Genomic DNA, 21,818 nt, shown 5'->3' with positions numbered 1-21,818 from the left:
TTCAGCTCCAGGCTGCTTTCTTTCTGATTGATTTCAGACGTTCCTGTTCAAAACTGGTTTCAGGCTGATCTTCATTCGGCATAAAGGATAGAGCTTCCACACTCTCAGGGTCTTTGACTTTAAATAGAGTATAGTGAGCCATCCAGTTACCAAATCCCTGCTCGACTCTCCGCCCAACAAATAAAGAGCCTCTGCGTTTGCGATAGGCTCTCCATAAATTAAGCTCTGGCTGACTCAGATTTCTTCTTGCTTCTGCAATGGTTCGTCCGCCGATTCCGTTGATGACGAGCTCACACCAGAATTCGTCATCTGCTTCGAGATCCAGAACTTTCCCGAAAAATCGAGCACCGCATCTGCTGCTTTATACATGGCATCCAGTAACTCAGTTGAGACACTTCCGGTATCCTGCACTTTGGGAAAGAAACGTTTGCCTTCACTTTCATATACCGAATGAAAAACGATAGCTTTGGTCAGCTGATCCACGGTAGCAGTGTGTTTATCACTCAGCCCCCAGACATCTATAGCATTGACCTTTTCATCATGAGAAAGAATTTTAATAAAAACCTCCCCCTCAAACTCACCTCCGTCAGCTCCACGGAACCTGATGGTCTTTTCCACGAGTGAACCAACCCCAAGGGCTGTCTGTGCAGTTTTTAATGTAAGTTTTGTCATGTTATAAACCTACTCTGAATTCGTCAGTTACTTTCGACTGACGCTTAAATGGAATAGTATGGTTATTCAGTGCATCAAGTCCGATTACAACTGAATTTTTACGTAGAATTGCCGTACACCATGACCAGGTTCTGTCTTCAGGCAGCTCTACAATTCCACCTGTAAGTGCTGGAATACTGACACCATCACCCCATCCCACATATATTCCAACCAGCTCCTTTCTGTCAGCCAGATCCAGTGCAATGACATGGGTCGCATTATTAGGGTCTGTGTTGATTTTCAGACTGCCTTCACCTGGTGTGCTCAGCCCATAATCGTTGGTTCTAACCTCTACTTCTTCCAGACAGGTATTATCCACCTCAGCAGCACTGTCATCACCGAAGATCAGCTCCGAAATACATGCCATTTTTGTCAGGGTTGGTACTGTACCGTGCAAAATCCATACATGAGTACCATTTCCTAAAACACCTTTTTTCGCCATGAGTATTCACTCCTCAAATTTCAGGCATAAAAAAACCTGCAAAATGCAGGGTCAAATATCTGGTTTCATCACTGTTTATTAGCGATCAAGCCACCAGTTCGCATCAAATCCACGTCCAAAAATGGTTTGATCACCTGTTTTTTCACAATGGTTTGGATGCAGATTTGTGATTGTACAAAGCGGATCCAGCACACTGCTGACTGCTTTTCTGATATCTGAAGCTCTTGTCGCCTGTGTGTCGTAAACAACAAGCTGAAATGTCAGATGATCAATTTGTGGGGAACAATCAATATTATGTTCAGGTATACCTCCAACAGTTGACCAGACAACATAAGGAAATGTTGTCCCAACAGGAGCAACATCCTCATAAATACGGTTCTGTAATGTGCTGTTCACAGGTGAAGAAAATAAAACCTCTACTACAGGAAGAATATTCATGACAAAACCTTTTCAATTTCTTCGTTAAGCACACGCACAAATGTATCCGTTACTTGCCGAGTATTATTTGATAATGCTGGACGCATAAACGGCACCGATGGGGTGTTCACGCTTCCATATTCAATCCAGCGCCAGTGTCTGGTATCACCACCACTTAAACGGGGAGGAACAGGATTAGAGAATGAGGCACCACCTCTTACACCGATCCGCATTATTTCAGAACCTGAATTCCGGGAACGGCCTGATGCCACGCCAATATTCTTCCATATTTTTTCGCGGGTCTCAGGATCATCAATTGCTTTAGCATTTTGTCTGGCAGCATCTTTAACCACATTGGCTGCCTGCCTGAGTGCCTTTCGAACAAGTGACTTAACTTTTTTAGGGTTATTGAGTGCTTTCAACTTCTTCTCAATGTCATTCAAGCCCTGAATATCAAACTGAGTACTGGACATCGCTTACTCCACGACTTTAAGCTCAAACGTGGCATATGTTTCAGCATCGTCATTATCAGGCTTTGCAGGTGAAATAACCTGAAAAACATAACCACCCCATAAAACACGCATCAGTGTCGTAATATCTGAACGTTTCCGGATGATCAGCCTCGCATTTATCTCTGTTCCAGCTGCTCTGGCTGTTAAAGTGTCCTTTACAGAGAGAAATTCAACCTTAGCCCAGAGTTTCCGTACATCAGTCCAGACTGGATCCAGTTCATTGTTGTATCCATCCCGCTCAGACCTGTATTCCTGGAGTGTAATGCGGTGTCGGAGTTTACCCGCCTGTATTCCCATAAGTCACCCCACATTGATAAAACGATGTCTGCGCCAGAGCCATTCAGTCGCAAATGGGAGATTCTGTGAGTTACCCGTAGTTTCTCTGTTCTGATACCAGTGGCCAATTAATAATTTAGCTCCCTGGATAATGGCCATATTGATATGTATCCCATGCTTAACATCAGCCGGAATTTCCATAAGTTCAGGAAACAGCTGCCTGTTTGTGGATTCCTCAAATGCGATAAATGAAGCATCAATTAAAGCCTGAATATCCGAATCTTCATCATCATGGTCAATTTTAAGGTGTAGTTTTGCCTGTTCCAGCGTTAGAAACTGATTCATTCTGCTTTCCTTTGGCCTTTAATGTTGCAACCTTCAGCTGGTTTACAGCCACTTCTGCAACCCGCTCATCCACATCATGCTCACCAGCTTCAAAAGTGATGACCTTGTTGCCGTTTTCCACGGCGACTTCAAATAACTCTCTGACTGTAATTACCGGCATATCTTTCTCCTGAAAATATGCCTCAGGAAAGAGGCATATTTTTGACTGTTGATTTAAGCTGCAAGGGTCAGGACTTTGATGGCATTGCTGTCCAGCAACATACCGCCCGTCCGTTTAGTCGTGTAGAAACCTACATATGGCTTATTGGTGTACGGATCACGCAGTACACGTGTTCCCATACGGTCAACAATCAGATAGCCACGCTTGAAGTTACCAAATAAGACCGCATTTGCATCTGCCACGGCTTCTGGCATATCTTCATTTTCTTCAATGCCATAACCCAGCAATGTGGATGGTTGCCCCAACTGCAGACCAGGCTGCCATAAGTAATTTCCTTCGCTGTCTTTGAACTTACGGACTTTTGCCTGTGTCAGATTGGTCATCATGAACAGAGCACCGTTTCGGTGACCTTTTTTCAGGGAATAGATCAGGTCAATCAGATTATCACCGCTGAAACCACCAGCCAGCCCCGAATTGATTTTCTGGATTTTTCCAAAGTCACGCTCTTTATCCACTTCATCAGTCAGTGTATGAGCAAGAATACCTTTCGGTTTCTTTACACCATCACCCAGCAGGAATGCCTGACCTTCCTTTTCAGCAAACTCACGGGCAACTTCTGTTGAAATCCAGTTTTCAACATTGAAGAACACATCATCAAGAGAAGTCTGTGTAGCCTGAGGGTTCGCATAAATTTCCCCCATGGTCGCCTGCAGCTGTGCAAGTGTCGGTGTCCCTGTCGCAGGACGTAAATCCGTTTCACCCACCCAGCCTGAACCCGAACCACCCAGATTGACCAGTTTTTTATAGTCAGGTGAACCCACTGTGATCTGTGAACATACACTTCGCATTGGACTTTCATCCTTAAGAAGCTCAAGCAGTGTTCGATCCAGTTCCTCCGGTACTGCATAGCCACCATCAGGACTGGTCGTGGTCTGAACCGCTTTAACTTCAAGCTCAGTTAAGCCATCTTCCATACCTTTACGCATGAACTGATAGAAAGCCGTTTTATGGGCATCTACTTCAGCACCAGCCGCTACACCAGGGCGTTTGGCTGCCTTGATTTCCTTTTCAAGTTCTTCTTTCAGGCTGTCCAGTTCACCCAGTTTTTCATTCAGCTTATCTGTCTTTTCTTCAAGTGCCTGCTTTTCAGACTTGATTGCTTCAAGTTCTTTATCATTTGATTTTTTAAAATCCTCAAATGCGCCCTTTAACTCTTTGGCGACTTCGCCAATATCTTTTTCATCAATAGCCATGAGTATTTAACCTCTTAAAAATGCTGTTAAGTCTTTAAATGATTGAAGTGCCTCATCCTGACTTTCAGCATCCCGCTGAGAATCCAGTGCACAGTAGCCTTTAGCCATAAAAGCTTTGGCCTGTTTTCGTGAAAAACCCATAACATCGCGCAATGCTTTTTCCACGGTGGTCGGTGATGGAATATCACCTTTCTGAAGTGCTGTTTTCACTTCAGTAATCTTTGCATCTGTATTTGCAGGAAAAGTCACAATGGACACCTCCCACAGATCAATTTCTTTGAGGTAGTACAGGTCCTCCTGTTTATGGTATTCAGCATCCACGACCATGTAACCGATAGACATGCCTTTGACACTGCCTGCCTTCATATGAGCATGAGCACGTTTGGCAAGAGGATCTTCTTCAATAAGAAGTTTTCCGCGTACAAACAGTCCGTGATCATCCTCTTTCATCTCAGTGAATGGACCAATCGGTTCGGACATCTTGTGCTGCCATAACACAGGAGGCAGGTCATTTCTTTTTGACCATGATTCAAGCGTACTTTTGAATGCACCCTTTACAACCACATCTCCATAGCTGTCCACCACATCAAAAACGGATGCATATCCTTCAAATTCACCCGTATCAGATACACTTTTAATGTTCAGCGGGACGTTAAGATACTTTATCTGCATCACCATCCTCCTCAGGTTTGGTTGTCATATTCATTGGTGTCAGATAGATGTCGCCACCTTCACGTGGGTTCATATCTTCAAGCTCCCTGCAGTCATTCGGACTCAGCCATCCCCACTGAATCCCTTTTCCATAGGATTCATAACGGGTCTTCAGGTCACCTCTGAGTAAGGCTCCTGCATTGAATTTGGCATAATGTGTTTTGCGGTCTTTTTCATTGAGCAGTCCCACCCGGATCCGGGACTCAATACGGGTCATATAGGGCACCAGTGAATAGTTCACAAAGCTCATGCCCATATGTTCAATATTGTTCAGTGTCATTTTGTCCATAGCCGCCACAAGATGTGGTGGAACTCTGTATAAGCCACAGATTTCTGCTTTCTGATATTCACGTGTTTCCAGAAACTGTGAGTCTTCCAGATTCAGTGCTGTCGGTTTCCATTTCAGCCCCTGTTCAAGAATCATCGGCTTGTAGGTATTGGCGAGACCTGTGTAATTTTCCTCAAATTCTTTTTTCAGACGGGAAAATGCAACATCAGTCAGAGATTCATCCGTTTCAAGAACACCTGATGTCACAGCACCGTTCTTGAACAGTGTTGCTCCATGTTCTTCAGTATCCAGACCAAGGGCTATACTTTTTCGCGCATAGGCAACCGGGTTCAGGCCTGTAAGCCCATCCAGTGTGAATAACCGCACATGCCATATTTCTGCCTGTGTCAGTGTCCTCAACCCACCATTTTTAAAGTTCACTTCATATTCCACAGTCCAGTCATCCCGCAGTTTTGGCGTGACCGAAGATGGATCCAGAGGAAGCAGTTCAACCACCTGCCCCAGGGCATACACTTTGTAAGCATAGAAATTGCCCCGTAAGCACAGACAGACCATCAGAAGCTCCCAGAACTCCTGTGCTGTCATATAGTCATTCGGTGCAATGCTCAGCAGCTCATAAAGCTTGTGTTCAGTAGCTGGATGTTTGAACTTCCCTGTCTGCTTATACAACCTGCATGGCAACATACCGAGTGATTCAGAAAGTACCCGTACACAGGAAAAGACAATTGCGAGCTGCATTGCCCTCAATGGTGTAATCGCCTGTCCTGTTCCGGTCACAAACTCAGCACCGAAAATACGCGCCAGGTCATCAGGTCCTGAAATAATCAGGGGAGTGAACTTGAAACCAAGCCACTCCCCAATTTTTGCTTTAATACTCATTAGAGTCTTCGAACCCCGTATTTTTCAATGTGCTTCGATAAGTCGTCCTCTTCAGGATCACTTGTTAAGATCAGTACACGGTTGATGCCCATAAGTACGGCCACTGCACCGTCAATTTTCTTGAACCTCTTTTCCTTATCAGGGAATTCCGTGTCATTTTTTCCTGTTTTGGATACAACATTACCAATCATCCAGGAAAGCACAGGATTACCATCATGGTGAAACCGACCTGCAGCTATAGCAGCTTCAAGTTCTTTCATTGCCGGTGAAAAGACTTTGGTGATTTTCGGTACCTTGATAGAGGTATAACCCGCTTCATCCACCTGTTTAGAAATCTGAAAGCCACCCCATTCGTCATAAGGAACTTCCTTGACGGACAGATGTTCTGCATCATTGATAATGTCTTCAGCAATTTCATTCAAATCATTCTCAAATCCATCACAGACATTCAGCAGTTCAAGCTTCATCCATTTCTGATAACGCTCCACCACCTGCTTTTCCTCACCGTTGTAAACGGTGTCATAAGGCAGATAAAACTGAGGCGAAATACAGTAGTAATGAATCTTTCCCTCAATAATTCTGTAGAACAGGTTAATCCGTGCAGCAATATCAATCTTTGAAGACAGATCCACACAGATCATGCAGGCATCATTTCGGAAGTCATCAACTTTCAGCGCGGTGTCTTTGCACTTGTTCCACTGCTCCATATTGAAATAAGCCGACTTAGCAGACACCCATACATTGAGATGCTTTGTTTTGAAGGCATTCTGCTTTGCAGCATTCTGTATGGCACGGCGTTGCTGTGATTCCAGATAGTCTGAATAAACAGAAACCCCATAATTGGGGTTTGCTTTTCTCAATACATCGGGATCAGTCCAGTCATCATCGTCATCTATCGTCCATATAAAGCCAAACAGTTCATCATCAGGAACAGTACCGAGTAACATCTCCTGAATCCGCACCCTCAGGTCATAACACGGACCTTCGATATTGAATCCTGCTGTAGTAATCGTAAAAATAAGCGGCTGTCTTCTGGAACCCATACCTGTCTGCATGGTGTCATACAGTGCAGAAGTCGGATGTTCATGAAATTCATCCACAACAGCACAGTGTGGTGACTGACCATCCGGTGGATCACCGATAATGGTTTCAAAAACAGATCCGTCTTCAGGGATTTCAAGACTACCCGCATTAATCTGTATACCTGCAGCTTCAACAAAGTCAGGGGAACGGATTGCCATCAGCCTGGCAGGCTTAAATACTTCCCATGCCTGTTTCTCTGTCGTCGCACCTGCATAAACCTCTGAGCCGAACTCACCATCATTGGCAAACATATTCAGAGCAACACCTGCAGCAATGGCGGACTTACCATTTTTACGCGGCACTTCCCAGTAGCTTTCGCGAAAGCGTCTGTATCCATCTTTTTTACGCACCCAGCCAAAAGTGCAGGCAATTCCAAATTTCTGCCACGGCTCCAGGTTAATGGTGAGCCGTTTCATTGCCCATTCACCTTTGGTATGTGGCAAAAGTTCAATGAATGCGATCTTTTTTTCAGCTAATTTAGGGTCAAATTTGTATAAAAAATCCCGATTTTTCTGTTTTTTCAGGTCATTTAAGTGTCTTTCGCAGGCTAATTTCACCCATTTACATGCAGGAATTCTGTCTGAGACGACTTGCTTAGCCCATTTATTTGCAATGTCCACATTAGGGAAAGCTGTCATTTCTACCCCAGTTTACATGTTGAGCACCTTTGCAAACGCATTTTCCTTTGGCTTACCTCCAGTGCCTGTCAGACGGTTACGGGAGGCAGGATCAAGACCAAGCATTGCACCAAATGAGGCCATTTGTTTTGATGCTTCGTTTACAGCGGTGAGCGCTGGATTTTTAATTCGTCCACTATCTGTCTGAATGGAAACTCCATATAAAACAACTTCATTCTGTGCCTCCCTTAGGTTGTGGTAAGCCATACAGAACATCTCAATATTGTGCAGATCTGTCAGTTTAAGAACCTTTCTTTTCAGCAGTTCAGGGACGATTGAATTCCACATAACCACTGCCTGATCCATGGTGTTCATATACTCAGGAACATCAATATTGAATACATTTTCGAAATCTGTATCACCAGCTGGCTTAACTTTAGGCTTTCGACCAACACCAGTGACTGCCTTAACTCCACCCATTTGTCAAGACCCTCAACTTTTAATTTCGCTTGCGTAAAAATGTATCTAGGTGGGCGGTCATGTAGCTGAAAAGGCTTAACTTTTTGACCTCCCCCTCCCTTTCTCACTGGCTGTTTTGGACTTATGACACGGCGAGCACAGCGCCTGCAGATTACTCTGATCATCTGTACCGCCGTGAGCCTTGGATACAATGTGATCCACGTCAGTCGCTTCAGTAGTTCTGCCATCCGCACGGCATATCACACATAAATATTCATCACGCTTCAGGATCTGTTCACGAAGCTTACGCCATGCATGACCATAACCACGCTGAGTGGTTGAGCCTGATCTGTCCTGTCGCCTGTTCCAGTTACTGCGCTTTGATGCATGCTTATCGCAATAACCATTCTGTGCCTGTGAGTTCACCACACCTGAGCAGTTGTATTCTCTGCAAGGTCGTGCCATGGTTCAGTCCTCATCATCAAGATACCGTTCTGACCTTTGATCACCAAGGTCAAGATGATCAAGCATTTCATTGATCTGTGCTGCCTGCTCCAGGTTTACCTGTATCAGCTGGCTGTTCTGTTCGATCAGTGTGTTCTGATTCTGAATAAGCTGATTGTTCTGACTGATCAGCTGTGAGATGAGCAATAACGTCTCTGAGCCTTTTTCTACTGTATTCATACATAACTCTCATTTTTTCACGGCGTTCTTCACACCCTTTGCAGGACATAGTGGTGCTCCACACTTGAATTGCGGGCAATAAAAAACCCTGCATTTGCAGGGTTCTTTTCTTAGTTCTTTCAGGAGAAATCAAGCGCTTTCTCAAAGTGCTTCAATTCATGTCGCGCCATGGCCAGGTTTGATCTCTGACGATCAAGCACAACATAAAGGAATAATGCATCGTTAGATTCCAACGGTCTTATCAAATGATACTGCTTACCCAAAGTAATCAGGATATCTTCAATTTGATCCTGAAGCCCTAAGGTCGCAGCCGTTTTTCTCTTTGCTCGAATGACTTCAGTATTACCTGCAGCTGCAAGCTCAAGATTCAATCCCGAACCCTGTTCTGCCAGGATTAATCCACTTTCACTGTCAACAAGAGCACCAACAACAAAACCGTCTATATTATTTAAAGTTTCCAGGCTGATTTTCGCCATTTTAATTTCCCCTTTAATACTTATTACAATGGGTGTCATGAAATGCAAATTTATAACAAATAATCATATTTGTTATAAATTTAAATCTACCACATGACAAAAAAATGTAAATGTATTAATACCTGATTTTTAATTAAATTTTTATGACATATCAAGTGATTTTTAAAACAAGCAAAAGCTCAACTTTAGACGAACTTAATTTTTTAATTCCTGTACATACTTTTCGACAAGGTCAGTAGCTTCCCAAAGTTTCAGATCCTTTAAAACCCAAAAAAAATATACATCCCTTCCCACAAGGAAAGATCGTCTGCAGTATTCGGATCTCTTACCCTTTATAACTTCCCCAGCACTAAAAGACTGCTTATCAAAATCAACAATCTTACCTGCGAGGTCACCACCAATACATACTTTCATATCTGGAGCCTGAAGATTTAATTGAACAGGACTATAACATAAATAAAAGTTTACCAAAGGATAAAGTTTATAAATTTAAATTTATTAAAATATAAAGATTTTTAATGCATTCTTAATATTTTTATTAGAAACTGTTTTTATTTCTGTAAATTTCCATCCCATTAAAAAAAAGCCCCATAGATATCTACGGAGCTTCGCCTTTATCATTTGCGCTGATACAAGGTGCTGTTAAGCGGTTGAAATTATACAGACTTTACCAAAAGATGTATACCGCATGTATGTTCAAGGAAAATTCATGTGATTCATTATCTTTTTTTGATATACAACTCATTGTAAGCCCAGGTTAAAAATGCAGCATTGTCTGAGAAATTTGGTATGAAATTTAGTGCAATAGTTCTGATGCCACCAAAATCTCCATGTAAGAGATGTTTTCCAGTCTCTACAAAGAAAGATGAATCACTCCCCGTGTGGAGACATTTGAAATAGATAACAGCCTTATCAAAGTTAGATAACTCTCTAAAGCCAGGCTTTTCATTCACAAAATAATAGATTTGAGCTAAAGAACGCTTTTCGACAGGAGAAGTCATAAATAATCTTCTTGTAAGTTATTTATTATTGTTATCTCACTGAAATTAGGTAAATTCAATCACAAAGTCAGCATTAAAATTGATCAAAAGTTCAAATTCAATCTTTTTCTTCAATGGAAATATTCACTGTCAAAGGACAAAATAATTCTGGGTGACAGAACACAACCAGACAACCCCATTGTCAATAAAAGCACCATTATACTATTCATATATTTCAACCATTAATACTATTTAGAAACTGTATAACAAACATTCATACTGCCCTGTTCCTGCTTTATACAATTCCATTGCCCTTTCTTATATTTTTTAGCTGAAAGAACATCCTCAGGAGTTGTACCTAGATAGGGCTTACAATTACCACCACATGTAGTTGATTGCTCTATCAGGTATTCTTTTTGAGCAAATTCCAGATAAATAAAGCCACCACCTGAACCTACCCCTCGCTGGATCGCACAGGATTGAGCATTTTTCTCATCAACTGTAAAACATTGGCCTGAGTAATGTGTAATGTCATAAGCAAAACCTGACCCAGACAACACGATAAGTGTCAGTGGTAAAATCCATTTCATTTGTAGCATATCCCTATAAAACAAAACCCCGCAAATGCGAGGTTTATCCAGTGGACCACAATAACTCCGTCCACTACGAAAGGAATATGCCATATCCCTTGTACAGGGTCAAGCTTCTCCCTTACTTGAAGTATTGTAGTAGCCATATTCAAATTACAGTTAATAAACAATCAAGATAACTTAAAAACTTTCCCAGTTTTATTGCTATGGAAATGAAGATCCAAGCTAGGCTTAATTATTTCATCATCTATATTTATGCAGCGAATACAATCACCAAAACTATTAGGCTCATCATTTGATCTTTCACACATTGCGTCAACTGTGTATACAGCACCGTGTTGATCAACCACATTTACCAGCACTTTTTCTAATGAAGTATTCATAATTTAATTTTCAATCGCGACAATTTCACTTGCCTGTAAGCCGCGCTGTCCTTTAGAAACTAAAAACTGAACACGTTGACCTTCGGCTAATGTTTTGAAGCCATTTGATATAATTTGAGAAAAATGAGCAAAAACTTCATTGCCATTATCTCCCTCAATAAAACCAAACCCTTTTGTATCATTGAACCACTTAACAGTGCCAGTTGATAAATTAGACATATATTTTCCCTTGTAGATTATTGTGATTGAGAAAAAGCTGAAATACCTTAAGTTTAATAAAATTAAAAAAACAAAAAATAAAATAAAACTCTTACTCTATGATGAATTGAATAATACTGAATAATTAAGAATACAATTTATAAAGCTTATTCATTTCAGTATAAAAAGATTTGCCATCTAAATTCAGTTCAATTTTTTTGCCTGACTCAAGTTGAACCTGTTTTGCAACCTCAACCCAAGTTATGCCAGTCATTGTGCTTTGAACTTTATTTAAAGGGATGATGTTTACTCGTATAACATCGCCATTAGGAGCTGCGGCGGTTGTCCAGCCATTTTTAATGTTCATTTAATTACCCATATAATGAGCTTTTGTAAACAACAAAGTATTTAAAGATAAAAACCAATAGTAAGTTGAGGATAATTCACTCAAAAAGATATTTAAACTTATGAAATTTACAGTAGCTGTGAAATCAATAAAAAGATATAAAAATTAAATTAGTATCTTGAGAAGATAGTTTAAAGGAAACCCACAAATAGCAGCAGGCCTCCCTTGATCGGCATGATGCGAATTCATGCTATGCGTTAACTGTTTGAATTCGGTGCGAACACCTGATATTTGAAGGGAATACGCAATTCCTATAACAACTCAAACACTACCGTTCCGCTTACGGATTCGATCAAACCCACTATAACAGATCCTTACCTTATAACCTATTTAAATCTAAATTTAATTATTATATAAGAAAAAATCATTAATAATCAGCATGAAAAAACATATCAATTAAACTTCTACAAGTAAAATCAATCGGCATAAAAAAACCCAGAAAGCATTGAGCAATCTGAGTTATAAACTTTAAATCTTTTTTCGTTGGTAGCGGGAGCTGGATTTGAACCAACGACCTTCGGGTTATGAGCCCGACGAGCTACCAGACTGCTCCATCCCGCATCAACGAAGTGACTTTATACGCTTTAAATCATTACATAGCAAATTTAATTTCAAATATTAAGACCGATGGTAAACTTTATATCAATAATTATCTAAATATGACCATTATTAGATTCGGTTACAAAAGTTGGATGTAAATCTCTATATCTTTGTAATCTGATTTTTTCACTCTTCAAAAAGGATTCTGGTTCTTCAGACCATAATGATTTTCTTGAATCAAGGCCTGAATGAATTAGTGCCCAATCCGAAATATTCCCATATATAAATGTATTATCTGCAAATATAAATTTAGCTCTTCCTTCTGCATTAACTAAATATACCTTATGCGTAGGTAGTGAACCAAATGTACTGAACTGAGTGTAAATATATTTATGAGATTCTGACATGGAAAAAACTACCTTTGTTTTATTTCCATTATAGCATTTTAAGCATTAAAATAAGCCCACATTTCTGTGAGCTTTAAATACTATGTGGATCACAAGAAATTATCTATATACAGCAGGCATACTGCCATATGGTGACATACCAACCAAACAACTGTGCCAGCTTCAACTCGACCTGACAATTACAGGCTTTGGTGTGGTCTTATCAACTGAATAAAAAAATACCCAGCGTTCTGTTATGACTGGGTATATAAACTTTACATCCACGAAGAGCCTGATTTTAAAGATGAGTATCGCTCTTGCTTGAGCTTTTGATTTCAAGCTGATAAGAATCCTGCGTCACCTTAATTTTAATATTTTTGTATTTCCTTTTATTTGGATCCATTGCAGAACCAGTCACTTCATCTGAAAACTTACGATCATTCATTAGTTCTCCATAAGCTTTATAGCCTATTAATATTTTTTCAGGCTTTTTACCCTGCGATTGAGTTTCTTTCAGGGAGTTGTCTAAATTTGTAACATTAATAAGAGGCATACAGGGGAAATCTCAAAAATAATGATTATCCCCAATTTATGTGAAGCATTAAAGACAAAAGCCCACCATTTGGCGAGCTTTTATATATTGGTGCAGGTCATAACAACTTGCCACCATACACTAAATTTATACAAACATGGCTGCCAAGTCAACCACATAAGGCTTCAATTTTTCCATCCAAATAAGCTAAGCCCTTTTCTGCTTCAGAACGCACTTTTGCTCGACTGCATCCATGTGTATTTGCAATGGTCTGATCAGACCAGTTATTTTCAAACTTTAAAATCAAAAACCAAGCCCGCTCTGCTAAATACTCCCTTTTATCATTATGCATTTTCGCAAGCAACTGGCTGACCTCTACAGCTTCTGAATCTGAAATTTCACATGGCATTGATGTTTTGCTTGCCCTGATTCTTGTAGTGTCATTCTTTTCAATCAGCATTGCCAAAGGGTTTGCTGACACCACTGATTTAGCGGATCGTACCCAAATACCATATTGTTCAAGCCACTGATGGGCTGAACGCTTTGACCAATCCATTACTTCAATTTCTGCTGCCGCATTCATCCCCATCTCCTTATTTCATTCCATGGATCAGCATGCCTGCATCGCGCTGTTCCTGATTGGATCTGCCCTGCCATCCTGTAATTTTGTTGAAATCCTCAGCATTCAGTTTTGACCGTACAGGTTTAACCAGTACAACAGCCAGACCAAGTGACTGAGCCATCTCCGCCAGAAGTTTCCCTGTAGCGTGGTTCTCTCCGACGTTCTTCGCTATGCGCTCTCCTGCGCTTTTGGATTGTTTACCGTTTCCATGAAAATTTGATTTCCTGTTCAGCCATCCTGCTTCAATCACAACTTTCCTGATCAGATCCTGCTGAGTTCTGAACAGCTCAACGGTTTCAGCAAAGTTCAGATTTTTCAGTTCCAATGTGTTTCCAAGTATGGCCACTCCTGATTTTTCAAGATCTGGATCTATTCCGATAATCATGACGCTTCTCCCAGCAGTACACCCTCAAACCCGACCTGTCTCAGATACGGTTCCCATTTTTTTGCCTGAACAGGGTTTCCAAGTTTCATCGCAATTTTTGAAACCAGTTTGTCGTAGGTATCACCAGGATCACTGAACTTGCCTGCAAACTCGCCGTGGTGAGCAAGTTTCTGAGCGAACAGGACAATCTGCTTGATCGTGAGTTCCTGAGGAATCTTCGCAGCAGGTGAACCTGATGGTGCTGTCCCTGCAGGTTTTGAGTACTTGGTTCTGTATGCGTTCAGCAGCCAGTCAGCAAAGTGGAAGTTCATCAGAGAATCACAGAGATTCTTTCCTGCGTTGTAATTTTCAAATGCCCGCTTTTCCCTGTCCCCCCATGTGGCAGTCAGGATGCATTCGACATCCACGTCGGGATCGGCAAGAACAATTTCCTCACGAAGTGTTTTTAGGCAAATCCAGTCTTTTTTGTTTTTAGATTCTAATGGTAGATTCTTTGGTAGATTCTGTGTCCCGTTAACGGCACTATTCAAAGTACCGTTATTGGCACTATTCAAAGTGCCGTTAACGGAATGATTCCGTTTTTGGTACTGTTCCGCTGTTGGTACTGTTTCAGACAAATTTTTATCCTGTAACAGTTCCGTTTCTGGCACTGTTTCCCTGCCTTTTACACCTTTGAGTTTGTAGACTTTGACACGGCGGGTTGCTCCCTTTCTTTCACCGGTATCAGCAATCAGATTATCTTCCTGAAGCTCTGCAATGATCTTCAGAACAGTTTTACGTTCAAGTCCTGTGTCCTTTTCCAGACGCTGCATACTTGGATAGCAGGTATGATCTTCACCGGCTCTGTCAGCAAGTGAAAGCAGAACCAGACGTTTAAGCGGTATACGGGCACCACCCTGTTTTTCTTTCAGGATTACTCTCCATGCCCATGTAGTGGCATCAAGGCTCATGGCTTCTCTCCTTTTGGTTTCACATACCCACCAAATGAAATAACTCTGTCAGCTCTGATCAGACTGGTGATTACCTTTTCTGCCAACCAGATCGTTATCTTCAATCTGGAGGCAATCTTCTGAGACAGTTCAATCCGAGTCACTGCAGCATTCTTCTCGTCATAGCCTTTGCTTCTGAGATTGCTTCTTTTGATTTCAAAAACTTCATTCAGGATGTGAAGTGCTGGATCATAAAAAGACTGGATCTGTGCCTGCTGACGGTGATCAGCCTGCTTTTGAAAATGACTGTTCATGTAACCTCCGCTAAAGCCTGTTCAGTTTTGGTTAAGCGACGTTTAGCGTGAAGCTCCGCGACTGTGGCGCAGCGTAAATATTGTGTTCCACTAGTCCACTCATCATTGTTAAAGTTCAACATAACTACCCAATCACCTAAATAATCCCCTTTAACCTTGGTGACGGTAAACAAATCATTACAATAGGGTTCAGTTACATAGTTCTTTAACACCACCACATCACCGACGATAAAATCCTGTTGATTGTCTTTACTATTTTGTTGTGCTACAGTTGATTCCATATTCAATGCTCCTAAGTTTTGAATTACTAAAAGCCTGATTGCCGAGATCAGGCTTTTTCTTTTTTAATTGCCGTTAGATAGTTAGCAGCCTGAGTCTCAAGTGACTTTCTTAGGCTCCGAAGATCTTCTTCAAGCTTTTCTAAAGTATTGGCTGTATCAGCCAGTTCAGATGGTGTAATCACCCCGTCAGCCCAGGCATCAAGCACGTGCTGATTGACCTGACCACTTCCGACATTGAAGTTCAGCAATGATTCAATCACCCCAATCTGACGTGCGTTACATAGCGTATGCTCTGAAGGAATAAGCATGTATCCGATTTCATGCGCCCATACTTTCAGCACGGCGGGATTGCGGGTGTAATAAAGAATCTGCTCAAACTTTCTTAAGCTCGGCAGATGATTCGGCATATTCACGTTTGCATAGTTGCTGATGGTGTTCTGAACATCACCAACAACCTGTGCAATATCAGAAGTTGAGATCCTGTCTGTATTTCGGATCATTTGAAACAGACCGTTCTGAGCCTCTTTACTTATTGTTTTCTCTGTCATGTGTGAATCCTTGAAGTTTTTCACGTTTATTTTGTTTTCTGAAAGTTCAATAATTCGTTTAAGTGGCTTGATGCTTAATCGGTTCCTTACCATTCGCCAAATCACGAATTTGATATTCACGCGCTAAAGGAATTTTATTTTCAGGCCATTGGTAAACTGCTGATGGCTCTATTCCCAAAAGATTAGCCAGTCCAACACCATTGACCTTGAGCAACTTAAAGGCCTCTTGTTTGGTCATTTCACCACCTATTAATAAGATTTCTTAGTATTTAATCAAAGAAATCTTATAAAAGCAATATGTAAGATAACTTATATGGAAAACAAAACTATTGGTCAGCGCATCCGTGCGCTTAGACGTTCGAAAAAATTAACTCAAGCGCAATTAGCAAAGATTGCAGGAGTAAGTTCGCCTGCCGTAACAGAGTGGGAGAAAGACAGCTACTTACCTAAAGCTGCGTCACTTGAGGCAATGGCAAATGAGTTTGATGTTTCAACTGAATATATTTTGACAGGTAAAGGTGACTCGCCTGGTACTTCGTCAAATGTAGCTCCTGTAACCAAACGACTGTTGCCTGTACTGTCATGGGTTCAGGCTGGCTCAATGACCTCGGTTGAGGAAATAAATCCAGTAGAAGTAGCTGAATGGTTGCCACCTTTAAGCTCAGATGATCCTGAAGATTGTTTTTATTTAAAAGTGATGGGTGTCAGTAATTATCCAACATACATTGAAGGGGACTATATCTTAATAAACCCTAATTTTAGTGTTTCTGATTTACTTTCAGGCGACCTTATTGTTGTAAGAAATAATGCAGATGCGACTTTTAAGAAATTAGTAATTGAAAGTGATGATCGTCGATATCTGCAGGCACTTAATCCTAACTTCCAACCAAATATCATTGAATTTGAAGATGGCATGGAACTCGTAGGACTTGTGATTGATGCTTTTAGGCCATTAGGTGGTTCACGATCAAAGCGAGTCCGAAAGAGTTAAAAATATCCCAGTCAATTCAGGTTAGAATTTATTATTTATAAAAAAATTCCACACCTTAAAAACAGATCAACGGAGATAAGAATTGATTACCAAAGAAATTTTCATAAAAATACTAAGGCTAACCCGTGATGAACAATCAAATGGCTCCTCACTGTATCTTGACGATTTAACAGAACATTTCAGTGAAGATCAAATTAAATATAACGTACAGTATTTAATAACGCATGGATTAATCATCAGGGACTGTACAAATTTAGATGATATCTTTGGATATGCCGAATTAACAGCAAAAGGTTTTGACTATCTTGAAAAAAATGGTGGATTGACATGCGAACTTAACAAAAAACTCAACACTGTTTTTATAAAAATTGATGAAGAGCAATTCAAAGCACTGCTTATTTCCAAGGTGGAGGCATCAAACTTAACAGTAGATCAAAAGAGCTCTGTTATTTCAGAGATAAATAATTTACCGTCTGATCTAATAACACACCTTGCAACAAAATTACTTGATGCTGGTCTAGAGAATCTACCGAACGCACTCCAATCAATCGGAATCGGTCTTTAAAAGGTTCATTCCGCTCACTTACCACACGCTTAAATTCTAAATATGTATGGTTATTTAAACCCAATATAAATTCATCCTGAGGCATTTCTGCATAAACAATAAGATCATCACAGAAAAAGGAAAAACCTTTAATTTCTATACCACCATCTTTATTCCTGCCTGTACCAATGCTGACAGCCTTATAACCAACCTCTACAGTCTTAATAAGTTTTGTAGTTCCCGCTCTATCGAGAAATTCTTTGTTCACATAGTTTTCTGAAGACTGCCACTTTACATTCATTGTAAGACCCATCCCGATTTTTCAAGAAACCTCCACGATATTAAAGCATGTAATAAGTTTTCTAAAAAATAATAACAATTTTTCTTACAAAAGTATTGACCTTTAAAATAAGTTTTCTTATATTAAGCTTGTAAACAATAAAAAAGCACCCCTGCCTTCGAACTCATGGGTGCTTTGCCTTAACAGCGAGATAATTATGCGAAAAATACACCCAAAAAGTCAAACAACTCAGATCCTTTATCAGCATCCTTCTGTACCTGTAAAACTGGACTGGAGAGATATCCTCTCCACCACACTGAAAAACATCTGTGCCGGTGCAATTGTGGCTGTTTGCTTCTTCAGCATTGCCCTGCTCAGTTTACATGGCTGTACGGATGAAATGGAACATCGGACAGCAATGGCCGTTAAATATCAGCTCAGTATGGGAACAGAAAAATGAAATCATTTGAACTTGAATTTGAAGGTACACCTGAACAGGTCGCTGAGCAGATTTTCAGAAAGATCATTGCCCCTGTACACGGCGAACTCAGCAAGAATCATTCAATCATTGCAGATCAGTTTGCACTCTGCATCTGTGGAAACGCCATTGGATGTTTCCTGTCCTCTTGTACGCTACCACCCAAAGCTACAGCAGACCTGTTAATCAGGATGATTAATGAAATGGCCAATGGAATTGAATCCACTGCAGCATTTCAGACAGCGACTGAGGTGGTTTCATGAAATTCACATACTCAACCATTACCCGGACACTTCATGTGTTCGGGGTAAAGATGGATCATATTTTTCACAACGTAAATGCAAGTGAAGTTGAACATCTGATCACAGATGCAAAATTCAAAGAAGCCACCTGGAGATCATAATGAATTCCGTAGCTGAATCAAAAAGGCTCCATAGAAAAATAAACCACATGAGACCGGAGAGCTGAAATGGGAGCATTACAGAAATACGTGATTGTAGTTGAATCCAGTGCACCACCTCATGTTGTACTTGGCCAAAATATCGGTGGCGGGATTGTTAAAGAGTTAAAAGAAATTGAGGTTGAACTTGTTTCGGCTTCAAAGTTGGCTGAAAAATATGATCTTTGCGCTGCAACCATTCGGGGTAAGCTTTCCAGTATAAATCAGGGTACTCAAGGGAAAGCTCTATATGACCCACGTCGGGCGCATGAATTACTGACAGCAAAAAGTAAAAGAGGCAGACCGAGAGTTAATTAACTCTCGCTGTCATTGAACATCTCAACCAGATCCTGTGCATCCGGATTATAGTAAGTGTTAATCAATATCCCTATTGTCTTGTGTCCGGTAATTTTCGCCAGAACCTCTACAGGCAGCTTTCGGATCCTGACCATTCTAGTGATGGCCTCATGCCTTGAATCATGAAAGTTAATATGTTTCAGACCTGCTCTCTTTTTCGCTCTTACCCAGGTTGTACAGCAGATATCCTTACTCAGTGGAACAAGTTCATCCGCATCAGCCGGTAACAGTGAAAGTAACCGTTTTGCCTCTCTGGATAATGGTACGCTCCTGGATTCACCATTCTTGGTCATAGGCAAATAAATAAAGCCCTCTCTTAAGTCAGCCTTCCTCATAGCCAGGATTTCACCCTGTCGCATTGCCGTTTCAATCGCAAACAGAAATGCCCAGGCAACATAATGCTTTGACTTAACCGGTGTAGTATCACCATTCCACTCAAGAGCTTTAAGCAATATCTGCTGATCTTCCAGTGTCATTCTCTGATTTCTTGATTTTTCCTTACTAGGCATCTGAACTGAATGCCAGACATTCGACTCAATTAAAAAGAGTTCTTTCATTGCATAGGTAAAAATAGCTGAATAAATTGCATGCTCATTTCTGACTGTAGCAACCTTAACTACTTTTTTTCGGTTATTTCTCCACTCCACAATATCTGCAGGTTTAAAATCATAGATAGATTTTTCAGCAATATTTGGTGCAATCCGCTCAAGGTTTTTTATTTTGAGTATAATTGTCCGAGCGGACCGCATATGTCTACCATGTTCCTGATAGTATTTCTCACAGAGTTGACTGAATGGGTATGCCGGTTTGATACCGTTATCCAGATCTGCCTTACCGGTTTTCAGTTCCAGAAGTTTCAGTGATGCCCAGTGCTCACATTCTTTTGGTGTATCTCTTGTAGCTGAGTAACGTCTGTTCTGAAACGTGACTGTGATCCGCCAACTGGACCCGCGTTGAATTGCTTTTGGTAGCTTCATTTCTGGTGTAGATCTGGTGCAGATTTGCTTTTATTTTAACTTAAATTTAGAAAAAAAGTACAAAATGCGCTCAATTATGCACCAGTTTAAAAGCATGATTTTTTCAACCTGGATTTATTTTTATTTATAATACATTGTTTTTATTGGTTTATTTTTTAAATTATTTATTAAATAAATCTTAAGGTAGTAAATTGTCACCTAAAATCATTGTATACTGTCCCTTCTTATCAAAGTCTTGTCGTCACTGTAAAAGTGACACTCTTTTGTGTGAAATTCAATGAGTACTTTATTACTGATTACAGCTGCTCCCACTTCCATTCATGCCTGGCATGCGCTTGGTCTTGCACAGTCACTCAAAGAAAAAAATGAAGAATTCAGAGTCTTCTTTTATCAGGATGGTGTCAATGTTGCCAACAGTCTGAACTGGGTGCCTGATGACCAACGGAATCTGACAGCTGAATGGCTGAAACTGGATATCCGCCTGCCGGTGTGTGTCAGTGCTGCGCTCAGCAGAGGAATAACTGATGCTGAAAATGCACAACGCCATCAACTCAGTCTGCACAATCTAAGCCTAGGTTTTGAGCTGACTGGGTTAGGTGAACTTGCTGATGCTGTCGAATCTGCACAGCGACTGATTCAATTCTAAGCCGTCTCTTTTATGAAATATGTTCTTTCAAAGGTGAATTGTGTGAAATCTGTTCTTGTTATTCTGACCCATTCAAATCTGAACAGTCTTCAGGTACATGAAAGCCTGTCTGCTGCAATGGTACTGGCAACCTTTGGCAGCCAGGTAAAGATTCTGTTACAGGATGCTGCTCTCAGCCTGCTCAGAACAGACCTTGAGTTCAACTCACTTCAGCACGCCTTTAAAGTTGCCTCTGGAATGGTGGAAAGCTTTGAATTTTATGACCTGACCCCTGTCTATATTGAAAGCAAAGACAGACCTTCACCCTTTGTCAGCCAGAGTCAGCAGGAAATTGAATTTATCGAATTTAATCATGATTTTATTCAACAGTTTGATCATGTCCTTTATTGGTAATTTTTCAGGAAACTTTAATGATATCTCCAATGCTGTACCTGATTCAGTCTGATTATAGCAACACAGCGAATATGCTGAATAAAGTCCTGCAACTTTATACATCAGACGACAGTGTTGTACTGATGGGTGAGGCTGTACTTTTCTCAGACCTGACAGTTCTAAAACAGTTCAAAAAAATTTACATTCTGGAAAATGATGCAGAAATCTTCTGTGACCGCCAGGCAACTGATCTGAATATTTTAAATTATTCTGAATTTGCTGATCTGTGTCTTCAGCACAAACAGTGTATTACACTTAAATAAAGG

General features: G+C 40.7%; 41 protein-coding genes and 1 tRNA gene. 9 read left to right on the top strand and 33 right to left on the bottom strand.

From position 1 onward, the window contains the following. Position 1: 1 nt before the first annotated feature. From CDG61_RS17800 to CDG61_RS08155, 32 genes are all read right to left on the bottom strand, one after another. Positions 2 to 142, bottom strand: coding sequence for a hypothetical protein (locus tag CDG61_RS17800; RefSeq protein ID WP_416240702.1), 141 nt, complete (start codon positions 140 to 142; stop codon positions 2 to 4). Positions 143 to 234: 92 nt separating this feature from the next. Beyond that, a complete protein-coding gene (locus tag CDG61_RS08305) occupies positions 235 to 672 on the bottom strand; it encodes a phage tail assembly chaperone family protein, TAC (RefSeq protein WP_087550121.1) in 438 nt (145 codons plus the stop codon). A 1-nt stretch (position 673) separates the two neighbouring features. Beyond that, a complete protein-coding gene (locus tag CDG61_RS08300) occupies positions 674 to 1,153 on the bottom strand; it encodes a phage tail tube protein (protein WP_087550122.1) in 480 nt (159 codons plus the stop codon). A gap of 78 nt (positions 1,154 to 1,231) precedes the next feature. Beyond that, a complete protein-coding gene (locus CDG61_RS08295) occupies positions 1,232 to 1,591 on the bottom strand; it encodes a DUF3168 domain-containing protein (protein ID WP_087550123.1) in 360 nt (119 codons plus the stop codon). Beyond that, positions 1,588 to 2,043, bottom strand: a complete 456-nt coding sequence (locus CDG61_RS08290) for an HK97-gp10 family putative phage morphogenesis protein (RefSeq protein ID WP_087550124.1) — start codon at positions 2,041 to 2,043, stop codon at positions 1,588 to 1,590. The genes CDG61_RS08295 and CDG61_RS08290 overlap by 4 nt, the downstream gene beginning before the upstream one ends. A gap of 3 nt (positions 2,044 to 2,046) precedes the next feature. Continuing rightward, a complete protein-coding gene (locus tag CDG61_RS08285) occupies positions 2,047 to 2,379 on the bottom strand; it encodes a phage head closure protein (RefSeq protein ID WP_087514338.1) in 333 nt (110 codons plus the stop codon). A 3-nt stretch (positions 2,380 to 2,382) separates the two neighbouring features. Further along, complete coding sequence (locus CDG61_RS08280; protein WP_087514339.1) at positions 2,383 to 2,703, bottom strand: head-tail connector protein; 321 nt, start codon at positions 2,701 to 2,703, stop codon at positions 2,383 to 2,385. Beyond that, positions 2,660 to 2,863 (bottom strand): hypothetical protein, encoded by a 204-nt coding sequence (locus CDG61_RS08275; RefSeq protein ID WP_087514340.1) that lies wholly within the window; start codon positions 2,861 to 2,863, stop codon positions 2,660 to 2,662. Before CDG61_RS08275 ends, CDG61_RS08280 begins: the two co-directional genes overlap by 44 nt. 53 nt (positions 2,864 to 2,916) lie before the next feature. After that, positions 2,917 to 4,116, bottom strand: a complete 1,200-nt coding sequence (locus CDG61_RS08270) for a phage major capsid protein (protein WP_087550125.1) — start codon at positions 4,114 to 4,116, stop codon at positions 2,917 to 2,919. A 6-nt stretch (positions 4,117 to 4,122) separates the two neighbouring features. Further along, entirely contained in the window at positions 4,123 to 4,788 is a 666-nt protein-coding gene (locus tag CDG61_RS08265) for an HK97 family phage prohead protease (protein ID WP_087514342.1), read from the bottom strand. Then, entirely contained in the window at positions 4,769 to 5,995 is a 1,227-nt protein-coding gene (locus CDG61_RS08260) for a phage portal protein (RefSeq protein WP_087550126.1), read from the bottom strand. The genes CDG61_RS08265 and CDG61_RS08260 overlap by 20 nt, the downstream gene beginning before the upstream one ends. After that, positions 5,995 to 7,716, bottom strand: a complete 1,722-nt coding sequence (locus CDG61_RS08255; RefSeq protein ID WP_087550127.1) for a terminase large subunit — start codon at positions 7,714 to 7,716, stop codon at positions 5,995 to 5,997. Before CDG61_RS08255 ends, CDG61_RS08260 begins: the two co-directional genes overlap by 1 nt. A 12-nt stretch (positions 7,717 to 7,728) precedes the next feature. Further along, on the bottom strand, positions 7,729 to 8,175 hold the full coding sequence (locus CDG61_RS08250; protein WP_087550128.1) for a phage terminase small subunit P27 family: 447 nt from the start codon (positions 8,173 to 8,175) through the stop codon (positions 7,729 to 7,731). A gap of 75 nt (positions 8,176 to 8,250) precedes the next feature. Further along, a complete protein-coding gene (locus CDG61_RS08245; RefSeq protein ID WP_087550129.1) occupies positions 8,251 to 8,619 on the bottom strand; it encodes an HNH endonuclease in 369 nt (122 codons plus the stop codon). A gap of 3 nt (positions 8,620 to 8,622) precedes the next feature. After that, positions 8,623 to 8,838 carry a hypothetical protein gene (locus CDG61_RS08240; RefSeq protein WP_087550130.1) on the bottom strand — a complete coding sequence of 72 codons (216 nt, stop codon included), beginning with the start codon at positions 8,836 to 8,838 and terminating at the stop codon, positions 8,623 to 8,625. Between the two features lie 119 nt (positions 8,839 to 8,957). Beyond that, complete coding sequence (locus tag CDG61_RS08235) at positions 8,958 to 9,314, bottom strand: hypothetical protein (protein WP_087514348.1); 357 nt, start codon at positions 9,312 to 9,314, stop codon at positions 8,958 to 8,960. Between the two features lie 195 nt (positions 9,315 to 9,509). Continuing rightward, a complete protein-coding gene (locus tag CDG61_RS08230; protein WP_087550131.1) occupies positions 9,510 to 9,728 on the bottom strand; it encodes a hypothetical protein in 219 nt (72 codons plus the stop codon). 305 nt (positions 9,729 to 10,033) lie between these two features. Continuing rightward, the gene (locus CDG61_RS08225) at positions 10,034 to 10,315 is read right to left on the bottom strand and encodes a hypothetical protein (protein ID WP_087550132.1); all 282 of its coding nucleotides are present in this window, start codon (positions 10,313 to 10,315) and stop codon (positions 10,034 to 10,036) included. Positions 10,316 to 10,542: 227 nt separating this feature from the next. After that, positions 10,543 to 10,884, bottom strand: coding sequence for a hypothetical protein (locus tag CDG61_RS08220; RefSeq protein WP_087550133.1), 342 nt, complete (start codon positions 10,882 to 10,884; stop codon positions 10,543 to 10,545). A gap of 170 nt (positions 10,885 to 11,054) precedes the next feature. Next, entirely contained in the window at positions 11,055 to 11,267 is a 213-nt protein-coding gene (locus CDG61_RS08215) for a hypothetical protein (RefSeq protein ID WP_087514353.1), read from the bottom strand. Between the two features lie 3 nt (positions 11,268 to 11,270). Then, on the bottom strand, positions 11,271 to 11,486 hold the full coding sequence (locus CDG61_RS08210; RefSeq protein WP_087550134.1) for a cold-shock protein: 216 nt from the start codon (positions 11,484 to 11,486) through the stop codon (positions 11,271 to 11,273). 124 nt (positions 11,487 to 11,610) lie between these two features. Beyond that, positions 11,611 to 11,832 carry a transposase gene (locus tag CDG61_RS08205; RefSeq protein WP_087550135.1) on the bottom strand — a complete coding sequence of 74 codons (222 nt, stop codon included), beginning with the start codon at positions 11,830 to 11,832 and terminating at the stop codon, positions 11,611 to 11,613. Between the two features lie 523 nt (positions 11,833 to 12,355). Then, positions 12,356 to 12,432, bottom strand: a tRNA-Met gene (locus tag CDG61_RS08200). 92 nt (positions 12,433 to 12,524) lie between these two features. After that, positions 12,525 to 12,818, bottom strand: a complete 294-nt coding sequence (locus tag CDG61_RS08195) for a hypothetical protein (protein ID WP_087550136.1) — start codon at positions 12,816 to 12,818, stop codon at positions 12,525 to 12,527. A 277-nt stretch (positions 12,819 to 13,095) separates the two neighbouring features. Then, the gene (locus CDG61_RS08190; RefSeq protein ID WP_087550137.1) at positions 13,096 to 13,350 is read right to left on the bottom strand and encodes a hypothetical protein; all 255 of its coding nucleotides are present in this window, start codon (positions 13,348 to 13,350) and stop codon (positions 13,096 to 13,098) included. Between the two features lie 148 nt (positions 13,351 to 13,498). Then, a complete protein-coding gene (locus CDG61_RS08185; protein WP_087550138.1) occupies positions 13,499 to 13,912 on the bottom strand; it encodes an antiterminator Q family protein in 414 nt (137 codons plus the stop codon). A gap of 10 nt (positions 13,913 to 13,922) precedes the next feature. Then, positions 13,923 to 14,336 (bottom strand): hypothetical protein, encoded by a 414-nt coding sequence (locus CDG61_RS08180; RefSeq protein ID WP_087550139.1) that lies wholly within the window; start codon positions 14,334 to 14,336, stop codon positions 13,923 to 13,925. Further along, the gene (locus CDG61_RS08175; RefSeq protein WP_087550140.1) at positions 14,333 to 15,286 is read right to left on the bottom strand and encodes a helix-turn-helix domain-containing protein; all 954 of its coding nucleotides are present in this window, start codon (positions 15,284 to 15,286) and stop codon (positions 14,333 to 14,335) included. Before CDG61_RS08175 ends, CDG61_RS08180 begins: the two co-directional genes overlap by 4 nt. After that, positions 15,283 to 15,579, bottom strand: a complete 297-nt coding sequence (locus tag CDG61_RS08170) for a hypothetical protein (RefSeq protein ID WP_087550141.1) — start codon at positions 15,577 to 15,579, stop codon at positions 15,283 to 15,285. Before CDG61_RS08170 ends, CDG61_RS08175 begins: the two co-directional genes overlap by 4 nt. Beyond that, complete coding sequence (locus CDG61_RS08165) at positions 15,576 to 15,860, bottom strand: hypothetical protein (RefSeq protein WP_087550142.1); 285 nt, start codon at positions 15,858 to 15,860, stop codon at positions 15,576 to 15,578. The genes CDG61_RS08170 and CDG61_RS08165 overlap by 4 nt, the downstream gene beginning before the upstream one ends. Positions 15,861 to 15,907: 47 nt before the next feature. After that, positions 15,908 to 16,408: a phage regulatory CII family protein gene (locus CDG61_RS08160; RefSeq protein WP_087550143.1), complete on the bottom strand. Its 501-nt coding sequence runs from the start codon at positions 16,406 to 16,408 to the stop codon at positions 15,908 to 15,910. Positions 16,409 to 16,466: 58 nt separating this feature from the next. Further along, positions 16,467 to 16,646 (bottom strand): Cro/CI family transcriptional regulator, encoded by a 180-nt coding sequence (locus tag CDG61_RS08155; RefSeq protein WP_087514395.1) that lies wholly within the window; start codon positions 16,644 to 16,646, stop codon positions 16,467 to 16,469. 75 nt (positions 16,647 to 16,721) lie between these two features. On the opposite strand from CDG61_RS08155, the gene CDG61_RS08150 reads away from it, so the two are divergent. From CDG61_RS08150 to CDG61_RS08130, 6 genes are all read left to right on the top strand, one after another. Further along, positions 16,722 to 17,399, top strand: coding sequence for a LexA family protein (locus tag CDG61_RS08150; RefSeq protein WP_087514396.1), 678 nt, complete (start codon positions 16,722 to 16,724; stop codon positions 17,397 to 17,399). 82 nt (positions 17,400 to 17,481) lie between these two features. Next, positions 17,482 to 17,964 (top strand): hypothetical protein, encoded by a 483-nt coding sequence (locus CDG61_RS08145; RefSeq protein ID WP_118998482.1) that lies wholly within the window; start codon positions 17,482 to 17,484, stop codon positions 17,962 to 17,964. 476 nt (positions 17,965 to 18,440) lie between these two features. Continuing rightward, a complete protein-coding gene (locus tag CDG61_RS08140; RefSeq protein ID WP_087550145.1) occupies positions 18,441 to 18,683 on the top strand; it encodes a hypothetical protein in 243 nt (80 codons plus the stop codon). Continuing rightward, positions 18,680 to 18,964: a hypothetical protein gene (locus tag CDG61_RS08135; RefSeq protein WP_087550146.1), complete on the top strand. Its 285-nt coding sequence runs from the start codon at positions 18,680 to 18,682 to the stop codon at positions 18,962 to 18,964. Before CDG61_RS08140 ends, CDG61_RS08135 begins: the two co-directional genes overlap by 4 nt. Continuing rightward, positions 18,961 to 19,104 (top strand): hypothetical protein, encoded by a 144-nt coding sequence (locus CDG61_RS17455; protein ID WP_171405584.1) that lies wholly within the window; start codon positions 18,961 to 18,963, stop codon positions 19,102 to 19,104. The genes CDG61_RS08135 and CDG61_RS17455 overlap by 4 nt, the downstream gene beginning before the upstream one ends. A 66-nt stretch (positions 19,105 to 19,170) precedes the next feature. Continuing rightward, positions 19,171 to 19,458, top strand: a complete 288-nt coding sequence (locus CDG61_RS08130; RefSeq protein ID WP_087550147.1) for a DNA-binding protein — start codon at positions 19,171 to 19,173, stop codon at positions 19,456 to 19,458. Here the strand turns inward: CDG61_RS08130 and CDG61_RS08125 are convergent. Next, the gene (locus CDG61_RS08125) at positions 19,455 to 20,474 is read right to left on the bottom strand and encodes a tyrosine-type recombinase/integrase (protein ID WP_087550148.1); all 1,020 of its coding nucleotides are present in this window, start codon (positions 20,472 to 20,474) and stop codon (positions 19,455 to 19,457) included. The genes CDG61_RS08130 and CDG61_RS08125 overlap by 4 nt on opposite strands. A gap of 277 nt (positions 20,475 to 20,751) precedes the next feature. On the opposite strand from CDG61_RS08125, the gene tusD reads away from it, so the two are divergent. From tusD to CDG61_RS08110, 3 genes are read left to right on the top strand one after another with little or no spacing between them, the layout of a single operon-like run. After that, on the top strand, positions 20,752 to 21,120 hold the full coding sequence (gene tusD / locus CDG61_RS08120) for a sulfurtransferase complex subunit TusD (protein ID WP_087550149.1): 369 nt from the start codon (positions 20,752 to 20,754) through the stop codon (positions 21,118 to 21,120). A 42-nt stretch (positions 21,121 to 21,162) separates the two neighbouring features. Further along, the gene (locus CDG61_RS08115) at positions 21,163 to 21,513 is read left to right on the top strand and encodes a hypothetical protein (RefSeq protein WP_087550354.1); all 351 of its coding nucleotides are present in this window, start codon (positions 21,163 to 21,165) and stop codon (positions 21,511 to 21,513) included. Between the two features lie 17 nt (positions 21,514 to 21,530). Continuing rightward, positions 21,531 to 21,815, top strand: a complete 285-nt coding sequence (locus tag CDG61_RS08110; RefSeq protein ID WP_087550150.1) for a DsrH/TusB family sulfur metabolism protein — start codon at positions 21,531 to 21,533, stop codon at positions 21,813 to 21,815. Positions 21,816 to 21,818 lie beyond the last annotated feature (3 nt).

The sequence above is a fragment of the Acinetobacter sp. WCHAc010052 genome, assembly GCF_002165295.2.
Lineage (GTDB): Bacteria > Pseudomonadota > Gammaproteobacteria > Pseudomonadales > Moraxellaceae > Acinetobacter > Acinetobacter chinensis.
This window is presented reverse-complemented; position numbering and strand designations above follow the sequence as displayed.

Bases quoted from the DNA above. Each gene is read 5' to 3' on its own strand.
- CDG61_RS08290 (WP_087550124.1), bottom strand. From the start codon at position 2,043: ATGTCCAGTACTCAGTTTGATATTCAGGGCTTGAATGACATTGAGAAG.
- CDG61_RS08170 (WP_087550141.1), bottom strand. From the start codon at position 15,579: ATGAACAGTCATTTTCAAAAGCAGGCTGATCACCGTCAGCAGGCACAG.
- CDG61_RS08135 (WP_087550146.1), top strand. From the start codon at position 18,680: ATGAAATCATTTGAACTTGAATTTGAAGGTACACCTGAACAGGTCGCT.
- CDG61_RS08300 (WP_087550122.1), bottom strand. From the start codon at position 1,153: ATGGCGAAAAAAGGTGTTTTAGGAAATGGTACTCATGTATGGATTTTG.
- CDG61_RS08230 (WP_087550131.1), bottom strand. From the start codon at position 9,728: ATGAAAGTATGTATTGGTGGTGACCTCGCAGGTAAGATTGTTGATTTT.
- CDG61_RS08255 (WP_087550127.1), bottom strand. From the start codon at position 7,716: ATGACAGCTTTCCCTAATGTGGACATTGCAAATAAATGGGCTAAGCAA.
- CDG61_RS08265 (WP_087514342.1), bottom strand. From the start codon at position 4,788: ATGCAGATAAAGTATCTTAACGTCCCGCTGAACATTAAAAGTGTATCT.
- CDG61_RS17455 (WP_171405584.1), top strand. From the start codon at position 18,961: ATGAAATTCACATACTCAACCATTACCCGGACACTTCATGTGTTCGGG.
- CDG61_RS17800 (WP_416240702.1), bottom strand. From the start codon at position 142: ATGGCTCACTATACTCTATTTAAAGTCAAAGACCCTGAGAGTGTGGAA.
- CDG61_RS08160 (WP_087550143.1), bottom strand. From the start codon at position 16,408: ATGACAGAGAAAACAATAAGTAAAGAGGCTCAGAACGGTCTGTTTCAA.
- CDG61_RS08305 (WP_087550121.1), bottom strand. From the start codon at position 672: ATGACAAAACTTACATTAAAAACTGCACAGACAGCCCTTGGGGTTGGT.
- CDG61_RS08150 (WP_087514396.1), top strand. From the start codon at position 16,722: ATGGAAAACAAAACTATTGGTCAGCGCATCCGTGCGCTTAGACGTTCG.
- CDG61_RS08190 (WP_087550137.1), bottom strand. From the start codon at position 13,350: ATGCCTCTTATTAATGTTACAAATTTAGACAACTCCCTGAAAGAAACT.
- CDG61_RS08155 (WP_087514395.1), bottom strand. From the start codon at position 16,646: ATGACCAAACAAGAGGCCTTTAAGTTGCTCAAGGTCAATGGTGTTGGA.
- CDG61_RS08250 (WP_087550128.1), bottom strand. From the start codon at position 8,175: ATGGGTGGAGTTAAGGCAGTCACTGGTGTTGGTCGAAAGCCTAAAGTT.
- CDG61_RS08235 (WP_087514348.1), bottom strand. From the start codon at position 9,314: ATGGCGAAAATCAGCCTGGAAACTTTAAATAATATAGACGGTTTTGTT.
- CDG61_RS08280 (WP_087514339.1), bottom strand. From the start codon at position 2,703: ATGAATCAGTTTCTAACGCTGGAACAGGCAAAACTACACCTTAAAATT.
- CDG61_RS08245 (WP_087550129.1), bottom strand. From the start codon at position 8,619: ATGGCACGACCTTGCAGAGAATACAACTGCTCAGGTGTGGTGAACTCA.
- CDG61_RS08140 (WP_087550145.1), top strand. From the start codon at position 18,441: ATGCGAAAAATACACCCAAAAAGTCAAACAACTCAGATCCTTTATCAG.
- CDG61_RS08210 (WP_087550134.1), bottom strand. From the start codon at position 11,486: ATGTCTAATTTATCAACTGGCACTGTTAAGTGGTTCAATGATACAAAA.
- CDG61_RS08270 (WP_087550125.1), bottom strand. From the start codon at position 4,116: ATGGCTATTGATGAAAAAGATATTGGCGAAGTCGCCAAAGAGTTAAAG.
- CDG61_RS08220 (WP_087550133.1), bottom strand. From the start codon at position 10,884: ATGAAATGGATTTTACCACTGACACTTATCGTGTTGTCTGGGTCAGGT.
- CDG61_RS08275 (WP_087514340.1), bottom strand. From the start codon at position 2,863: ATGCCGGTAATTACAGTCAGAGAGTTATTTGAAGTCGCCGTGGAAAAC.
- CDG61_RS08260 (WP_087550126.1), bottom strand. From the start codon at position 5,995: ATGAGTATTAAAGCAAAAATTGGGGAGTGGCTTGGTTTCAAGTTCACT.
- tusD (WP_087550149.1), top strand. From the start codon at position 20,752: ATGAGTACTTTATTACTGATTACAGCTGCTCCCACTTCCATTCATGCC.
- CDG61_RS08180 (WP_087550139.1), bottom strand. From the start codon at position 14,336: ATGATTATCGGAATAGATCCAGATCTTGAAAAATCAGGAGTGGCCATA.
- CDG61_RS08285 (WP_087514338.1), bottom strand. From the start codon at position 2,379: ATGGGAATACAGGCGGGTAAACTCCGACACCGCATTACACTCCAGGAA.
- CDG61_RS08125 (WP_087550148.1), bottom strand. From the start codon at position 20,474: ATGAAGCTACCAAAAGCAATTCAACGCGGGTCCAGTTGGCGGATCACA.
- CDG61_RS08110 (WP_087550150.1), top strand. From the start codon at position 21,531: ATGATATCTCCAATGCTGTACCTGATTCAGTCTGATTATAGCAACACA.
- CDG61_RS08240 (WP_087550130.1), bottom strand. From the start codon at position 8,838: ATGAATACAGTAGAAAAAGGCTCAGAGACGTTATTGCTCATCTCACAG.
- CDG61_RS08215 (WP_087514353.1), bottom strand. From the start codon at position 11,267: ATGAATACTTCATTAGAAAAAGTGCTGGTAAATGTGGTTGATCAACAC.
- CDG61_RS08195 (WP_087550136.1), bottom strand. From the start codon at position 12,818: ATGTCAGAATCTCATAAATATATTTACACTCAGTTCAGTACATTTGGT.
- CDG61_RS08130 (WP_087550147.1), top strand. From the start codon at position 19,171: ATGGGAGCATTACAGAAATACGTGATTGTAGTTGAATCCAGTGCACCA.
- CDG61_RS08225 (WP_087550132.1), bottom strand. From the start codon at position 10,315: ATGACTTCTCCTGTCGAAAAGCGTTCTTTAGCTCAAATCTATTATTTT.
- CDG61_RS08165 (WP_087550142.1), bottom strand. From the start codon at position 15,860: ATGGAATCAACTGTAGCACAACAAAATAGTAAAGACAATCAACAGGAT.
- CDG61_RS08205 (WP_087550135.1), bottom strand. From the start codon at position 11,832: ATGAACATTAAAAATGGCTGGACAACCGCCGCAGCTCCTAATGGCGAT.
- CDG61_RS08295 (WP_087550123.1), bottom strand. From the start codon at position 1,591: ATGAATATTCTTCCTGTAGTAGAGGTTTTATTTTCTTCACCTGTGAAC.
- CDG61_RS08175 (WP_087550140.1), bottom strand. From the start codon at position 15,286: ATGAGCCTTGATGCCACTACATGGGCATGGAGAGTAATCCTGAAAGAA.
- CDG61_RS08185 (WP_087550138.1), bottom strand. From the start codon at position 13,912: ATGAATGCGGCAGCAGAAATTGAAGTAATGGATTGGTCAAAGCGTTCA.